The following is a 6833-nucleotide window of genomic DNA, read 5'->3' as shown; positions in this document are numbered from 1 at the left end:
ACCCCGTCGACTTCCTGCGCGCGGTTGGTGGCTGGGACAGCCCGGGTTCGGCAGGTGGCGGGGCCCGGGGCGGCGGTGTGGTCGATCGTGTTGTGGGTGAAGGGGCGTGGCGGCGCAGGGCGGCGTCATGCCGGGTGGATGAGGCGGCTTTCGTAGGCGAAGACCACGGCCTGGATCCGGTCGCGGAGTTCGAGCTTGTGCAGGATGCGCCCCAGGTGGGACTTCACGGTCGCCTCCGCGAGGTACAGGGCAGCCGCGATCTCGGTGTTGGACAGGCCGCAGCCCACCTGGACGAGCACCTCGCGTTCACGGGCGCTGAGCCGGCTCAGCCGCTCGTCGTGGTCGGCGCTGCGGCCGTCGGGGATGTGGGGGCGGAGGTTCTCCAGCAGGCGGCGGGTGATCCGCGGGGAGAGCGCCGCGTCGCCCGCGGCGACGTTGCGGATCGCGGTGAGCAGTTCCTCGGGCCTGGTGTTCTTCAGCAGGAAGCCGGAGGCTCCGGCGTTGAGTCCGGCGAAGGCGTACTCGTCGAGGTCGAAGGTGGTGAGGATGAGCACTCTGCTCTGCGGGGAGACCCCGATGACCTGCCGGGTCGCCTCGATCCCGTCGGTCCCGGGCATCCGGACGTCCATGAGGACGACGTCGGGGCGCAGTTCCCGGGCGAGGCGTACGGCCTGGGCGCCGTCCGCGGCCTCGCCGACCGGTGCCATGTCGGGCTGGGCCTCCAGGACCGTGCTGAAGGCCATGCGGAGCAGTGCTTCGTCGTCGGCGATCAGGATGCGGATCGTCATGCGGACGCCGCCGCACCGCTGTCGAGGAGCAGCCGGGTGTGGACTCCCCAGCCGCCGCCCGGGAGCGGTCCGGCCTGCAGCGTCCCCCCGTAGGCGGCCGAGCGTTCGCGCATGCCGGGGATGCCGTGGCCGGACGGTGTGGCGGCGGGACGTGGCGGGCGGGGGCCGCTGTCGGTGACGTCCACGGTGACGGCCCCGGTCGAGCACTAGATCCGGACACTCGCGCGGGTGCCGGTGGGCGTGTGCTTGAGGCTGTTGGTCAAGGCTTCCTGTACCAGGCGGTAGACGGTGAGTTGTGCGGTGGCGGGAATGTGGGCGTGGCCGCCGTGGACGTCGAGACGGGTGGGCAGTCCGGCGGCGCACATCTGGTCGGCGAGGGCCTCCAGTTGGGCGATGCCGGGCAGCGGGTGGCGCTGCGCGTCCGGTTCGTCGGTCCGCAGGACGCCCAGCGAGCGCCGCATGTCGGTCAGGGCCTGCCGGCCCGTCTCGGAGATCTGGAGCATCGCGGCGGTGGCCTTGTCGGGCAACCGGTGCTGGGCGTAGACGGCAGCGTCGGTGAGCGCGACCATGACGGACAGGTTGTGGGTGACGATGTCGTGCATCTCCCGGGTGATGCGGGCCCTTTCCTTGGCGACGGCCAGTCGCGCCTGCTGTTCCTGCTCCTGCTGCAGGCGTGCGGCCCGTTCCTCCAGGGCCGCGAGGTAGGCGCGCGTGGTGCGCACGTTCACGCCGAGGACGGCGGCGGCGACGGTCATCGCGGTGGCCGCGACGAAGGGGGTCAGGAACGCGCCTTCCGTCGTCCAGCGCAGGCAGGCCAGGAGGACCCCTGCCTCCACGACGGCACCGGCGACGAGCGTGCCGCGCCGGCCCGTGTTCGCGGCCACCGTGCACAGGGCCACCAGCAGGGCGATGTCGGCCGGCAGTTGGACGTCCATCAGCCACTGGACGAAGGCCGCGGCCGCCACGGCGCCGAACACCGTGAACGGGGCCCGGCGCCGCCACAGCAGGGGCAGCGCGAGGGCGGCGGTGAGGGCCGTGGCCACCGGCAGCTCGTGCGGCGCGCGCGTGGTGATGACGTTGAGGAGCAGGAGCGCCGGCAGCAGCGCGTCCCACACCGCGGGCGGCAGCCGGGAGCCCCGGCGCACGGCGGCCGTCACCGGTCGCGCCGCTCGTGCGGAGGCCCGGTCGGCGTACCTCGTCAGCCGTAGGGCCGCCCTCGCCCACCACGCATGCAACCAGTCCCGCTCCCGCACCCGTTGGGCATGGCCGGGTTCCGCGGCCGCCTCGGCCATCGCACGTTCCTGTCGGTTCGGCGTCATGGTGGCCCCGGCCGGGGCCACCACCGCGGGCAGCCGGATCAGCGTCGGGTACGGGGACCGTACGCCTCGCGCCGCCCGGCACGTACCGCGGCCCTGTCACCGTAGGCCGCGGGCCCGCGCCGCACATGAGTCCACCGTCTGAGGGCACCGTGCCGGGATACGACCGCAGGAGGAGTCCCGCTGCCTCCCGGGGTCGCAGAGCGGCCGCCGATCCGGCGTGCCCGACTGCCACTCCGGTGGCAAAGGGGCCTGCCGCGGATTGCGACCCCGGTCGCCCACGATGACGACCCGTGATCGATGCGGCGGCGCAGGCCCGGCGCCGAGCATGGCCGGGTGACCGAGAACATCGCGGGACTGCCCATGTCCCCCCTGGAGATCCTCGCCCTGCTGGGTGCCGTCGCGCTGGTGGTGGCGCGCTGGCTTCCCCCCGTCGCCCGCCCGCGCGTCACGATCGCGGCGGGGGCGGTTCTCCTGCCGTCCGCGATCGTGCTGGGCGTGGCGGGGATTCGCTGGCAGCTGCTGCCGGTACTGGCGGGCGCCGCCTTCGCGTTGCCGTTCGCCCTCTCCCCCCTGCTGCGGCGCCGTACCGGCCGGCCGGCGTGGCGGGCCCGCTGGTGGCTGGCGCTGCCGGGATCGGTGGCCTGCGCCGGCCTGATCGCCACGGGCCCGGTGGCCGCCTGGGCCTTTCCCGTACCCGTGTTCCCCGAGCCGACGGGCGCCTTCGCGGTCGGCACCCGCGTGGTGCAGTGGACCGACCCGCGCCGCCCCGAGACCTTCACCGCCGATCCCGGCGACCTGCGCACGGTCGTGGTCCAGCTCTGGTACCCCGCGCAGAAGAGCCCCGCGGGCGTGCGGCGGGCCCAGTACCTCGGACGCACGGAGCACGAGGCGCGCACCGTCTCCGAGGCCCTCGCCCGCGGCGTCGGCCTGCCCGGATTCCTGGTCGACGGCGTCCCGCTGGCCCGCAGCCGTGCGGTCTTCGACGCCCCGGTGGCCGGCGGCGGCGAACGGTTCCCGGTCGTGCTGTTCTCTCCCGGGTCGGGCGGAGTGCGCACCCAGAACACCGCCTGGGCGGAGGAACTCGCCAGCCACGGCTACGTGGTCGCCGCCCTCGACCACCCGTACGACTCCGCCGCCGTCGTCCTCGCCGACGGCCGGACGATCACCACCGAGACCGCCTCCACCGGCGACCCGGCCAAGGACGAGGAGCTGGCGGCCGGCTGGACGGCGGTTCGGGCCGCCGACCTCGGCTTCGTCCTCACCCGGCTGGACGCCCTGGACCGGGGTGAGGGCGCCGACCCGCTGACCGGACGCCTGGACACCGGCCGGGCCGCGGTGACCGGCCACTCCATGGGCGGTGCCGCCGCCCTGCAGGCGGCCCGGCAGGACCGCCGCTTCGACACCGTCATCGATCTGGACGGCTACCCCCACGGCCCCGCCTCGCCCGCCCTCGACCAGCCGACGCTCGCGCTCACCCAGGCCGTCACCCCGGCAACCGACCCGCGCTACCTTCCTCGCCTCACCGAGGCCCTCGACGCCAGCACCGCGACGAGCTACCGGCTCACCGTCCCCGGCGCCGCACATCTCACGTTCATGGACGGCCCCCTGTACCTGCCGCCCGTGCCCTCGATCGTCGGCTCCCTGGGCCGCACCGGGAGCCCGCGCGTCGTCGCCGCGGCCACCCTCGCCTTCCTGGACTCCGTACTGCGGGGCAAACCCGGCGACCCGGCCGGCGTTCTGCCGGCCTACGGCAGCCTCAGCGTCCACCACCCGGGCGGCCATGGGTGAAGCCGGGGGCCGCTGCGGCGACGGCGCCGGGGCGGCCCCCTCGGGCGCAGGAAGTCGGACCCGCCGACTTCCCGCGCGGGGCCGTCAGGAGCGGACGGCTCCTCGGTCGGAGCAGTTGTCGCGAACGCCCGTTGTGTGCGTGATCGCCGTGGTACGTTCCGTTACCTCAACCGAAAACAGGCGACCCCGGCGGTGCTACCAACACCCCGGGGTCCGGCAACAGGAGCCAACACTCCCGATGCGTGTTCATCGTAGCGCCCACGTGCGCGACTTCACCGTGTTGCCCAACGGCATGCTGCAGTGCCGACGGCTCTCGTACACCGCCCGCGGCCTGCTCGCGGACCTCCTCTCCCGCCCGGACGGCCGGCGCGAGGACGGCCGGCACATGGCCGACACCAGCCCCCAGGGGCGCGGCGCGATCCGCAAGGCCCTGAAGGAGCTGACCGCCGCCGGGTACTACCGCGTCGAGAAGATCCGCAGGCCCGACGGCACGATCGTCACCGAGACCCACGTCTACGACACCCCGCAGCTCGCGCCGCCGCCGGGTGCCACCCGTCCGGTTCCCGGCCGAGCGGCCACCGGCGGCGCCGGCGCCCTTCCAAAGGACCGGCACCAAGAACCCTCCCTCCCCGCCGAACAGGTGACTGCCCATCAGGAAGCAGACGATCAGGTCGCGGAGGTGCCGGACGAGCAGCTCCGCGAGGCCGTCGCCACGCTGTTCCGGGTGATCCGCCCGGAGCCGCGCCTGCGCCTGGGCGAGGCCGAGGCGCGTGAACTCGCTCCCCTGGTCGCGCAGTGGCTGGAGCGCGGCAGCAGCCCCGCCGACCTCGCCCAGGCCCTGCTGCCGGGCCTGCCCGCCCCGATGCACTCGGCGCTCGCGGTGCTCCGCTACCGCCTGGAGCGCAAGATGCCACCCGCCCCGGCCGCCGTGCGGCCCGCCGCGTCCCGGTACGCCGAGTGCGCCAAGTGCCATGACCCGGTGCCCCGTCCGGGAATCTGCGGCCCCTGCGCGGGCCTCGCACCCCGGCCCGCCGGGATCGGCGGCGGCGAGGCCGTCACCCGTACCGGCGCCGCCCGGGCCAGGGCGGCGCTACGGGGCTGCGGCCGATCGCTTCGGCCCGCGTGTTGAGTGCGGGCCGGGCCCGCTGCCGCGAGGGTCGGCTCGGCTTTCGACGTTCCGACCGGTCCGGGTGATCATGCCGCAGTGTCGAGGCCGGCTGCTGCCCGCGCCTGCCGGACTCGTGGTCATGGGACCAGGTGCGCGTCGACCCCACGCCGCCGAGTATCCCGGTCACCGTGCACCTGCCGGTCTGCGCGGCCGGATGACGCCCCATCACTCACCCGGGCAACCACCACGACGATCGACAAGAGCGTCGGACGTCGAGCTCAAGAGCCCCGCCGACGCGCAGGCGCACCGGGCGCCGTGGAGGCGGTCCGGTGCGCCGTGACCCGGTGTGCGGGCGTGTCAGCGCCGCAGCCCGCGGACGCCGTGAGGTGTGCCGATGCCGGTGGGTCCGTCGTAGCCGCGGACCGCTGTGCACAGGTAGGAGCCGCCGCAGGAGCCGGTGGAGCCGGTGACGATGTCGTTGAAGGCCCGGGGCCGGGCGTAGGGGTAGGAGGCGGCGAAGTCGTTGGCGCCGGGCGTGCCGGCGACCGCGTACATGCCGGTGATCAGCGGCGCGGCGACGCTGGTGCCACCGATCACGTGCCAGCCGGCCCCGTCGTTGGGGTCGGTGAAGTACACCGCGATGCCGGTGCCGGGGTCGGCGACGGCGGAGACGTCGGCGATGGTGCGGTTGGCGCAGCCGGGGTCGTGCTGCCAGGACGGCTTCGGGTCGAAGAGCGAGCAGCCGGAGCCGGAGCCGGACCAGGCGCTCTCGGACCAGCCCGGGCGGGTGAACGGCGGCACGCGGCGGTGTACCCGGTGCAGGCTGGTGCCGCCGGCGGCGGTGACGAACTGGGAGGCCGCGGGGTAGATCGGGTTGGGGTAGCCGTTGTCACCGCTGCTGGCCACGAACGCGATGCCGCGGTGGTTGAAGAACGCGTCGACGAGCGTCTGGTTGGGGAATTCCGGCGCGCCGAAGCTCATCGAGATGAACGTGGCGCCCTGCTGGAAGGCCTGGCCGACCGCGTGGATCTCGTTGCGGAGCAGGTCGTCGTCGGCCTCGACCAGCAGGAGGTGGCAGTCCGGGCAGGCGGCGCTGACGGCGGCGAGGTCGGTGGCGGTCTCCACCACCCAGCCGGGATCGGTGGTCGGCGGCGGGGTCGAGCCGCCGTTCTGGTTGATCTTGCGGAAGCACCCGTTGGCCGTGGTGCACGGTGGCAGGTGGTACTGCTCCCGGTAGACCGCGAGGTCGCTCTCGGCGGTGCGGTCGTCGAAGGCCACCACGATGGCCACCGTCCGGTCCCCGCCGCCGTTGCGGGGCAGGTCGTAGGCGGCCTGGAGGTCGCGCGCTCCGAAGCCCGGCGGCTCGGTGTCCGGCCGCGGGTGCCGCAGCCGGGGCAGGTCGGTCCGGATCAGGGCGAGGCAGGGCGCCCGCAGGTCGGCCGGCACCTCGGCCACCTCGCCGGACGGGGCGGTCAGCGCCACGGTCGGTGCGTCCGCCGCAGCGGCCGGGGCCGGTGCGCAGGCACGTTCGGCCGTCACGGCCGCGGGGCCGGACGGCTGCACGCCGCTGCCGGTGGGCGTCAGGGCCTGCGCGGGCGCGGCGACGCCCGCCAGGGCCAGCAGCAGGGGAAGGACGAGCAGGGACCGCATCAGTGGGGTGGGCCTCATGGGACTCCTCGTTCCGCCGGCCGGGGCGCGGAACCCGTTGAGGCGTCACCCGACCTGAGCCGAATTCCGGTTGGACTCGCGGCCCCACGTGAGTGGACCGCTCGATGTGGTCGCCATCATCGCCGACGGTCCGTGGCACGCCGACGGCCGACACCGCATGAC

General features: G+C 74.6%; 6 protein-coding genes. 2 read left to right on the top strand and 4 right to left on the bottom strand.

The genetic code is table 11. From position 1 onward, the window contains the following. Window positions 1-125 precede the first annotated feature (125 nt). Genes ACFU7Y_RS11795 through ACFU7Y_RS11785 form a run of 3 tightly spaced genes read right to left on the bottom strand, consistent with a single transcriptional unit; the run spans window position 126 to window position 1945 of the window. Window positions 126-788 (bottom strand): response regulator transcription factor, encoded by a 663-nt coding sequence (locus tag ACFU7Y_RS11795; protein ID WP_224282565.1) that lies wholly within the window; start codon window positions 786-788, stop codon window positions 126-128. After that, on the bottom strand, window positions 785-973 hold the full coding sequence (locus ACFU7Y_RS11790) for a hypothetical protein (RefSeq protein ID WP_380767635.1): 189 nt from the start codon (window positions 971-973) through the stop codon (window positions 785-787). Before ACFU7Y_RS11790 ends, ACFU7Y_RS11795 begins: the two co-directional genes overlap by 4 nt. Before the next feature lie 21 nt (window positions 974-994). Continuing rightward, window positions 995-1945, bottom strand: coding sequence for a sensor histidine kinase (locus tag ACFU7Y_RS11785; protein ID WP_380767633.1), 951 nt, complete (start codon window positions 1943-1945; stop codon window positions 995-997). 459 nt (window positions 1946-2404) lie between these two features. Here ACFU7Y_RS11785 and ACFU7Y_RS11780 point away from each other — a divergent pair, with 459 nt between their 5' ends. Together ACFU7Y_RS11780 and ACFU7Y_RS11775 are read left to right on the top strand one after the other, a co-directional pair. Then, complete coding sequence (locus tag ACFU7Y_RS11780; protein WP_380767632.1) at window positions 2405-3895, top strand: alpha/beta hydrolase family protein; 1491 nt, start codon at window positions 2405-2407, stop codon at window positions 3893-3895. Window positions 3896-4133: 238 nt separating this feature from the next. Next, on the top strand, window positions 4134-5024 hold the full coding sequence (locus ACFU7Y_RS11775) for a hypothetical protein (RefSeq protein WP_380767631.1): 891 nt from the start codon (window positions 4134-4136) through the stop codon (window positions 5022-5024). 336 nt (window positions 5025-5360) lie between these two features. Here ACFU7Y_RS11775 and ACFU7Y_RS11770 read toward each other — a convergent pair whose 3' ends face one another. After that, entirely contained in the window at window positions 5361-6671 is a 1311-nt protein-coding gene (locus ACFU7Y_RS11770) for a S8 family serine peptidase (RefSeq protein ID WP_380767630.1), read from the bottom strand. Window positions 6672-6833: the final 162 nt, after the last annotated feature.

This window comes from Kitasatospora sp. NPDC057542 (genome assembly GCF_042801945.1).
Taxonomy (GTDB): Bacteria; Actinomycetota; Actinomycetes; order Streptomycetales; family Streptomycetaceae; genus Kitasatospora.
Note: the sequence above shows the minus strand (reverse complement) of the source record. Positions and strands in the feature narration are given on the sequence as shown.

Coding starts and splice junctions, on each gene's coding strand:
- ACFU7Y_RS11795 (WP_224282565.1), bottom strand. CDS start 788: ATGACGATCCGCATCCTGATCGCCGACGACGAAGCACTGCTCCGCATG.
- ACFU7Y_RS11780 (WP_380767632.1), top strand. CDS start 2,405: ATGCGGCGGCGCAGGCCCGGCGCCGAGCATGGCCGGGTGACCGAGAAC.
- ACFU7Y_RS11775 (WP_380767631.1), top strand. CDS start 4,134: ATGCGTGTTCATCGTAGCGCCCACGTGCGCGACTTCACCGTGTTGCCC.
- ACFU7Y_RS11770 (WP_380767630.1), bottom strand. CDS start 6,671: ATGAGGCCCACCCCACTGATGCGGTCCCTGCTCGTCCTTCCCCTGCTG.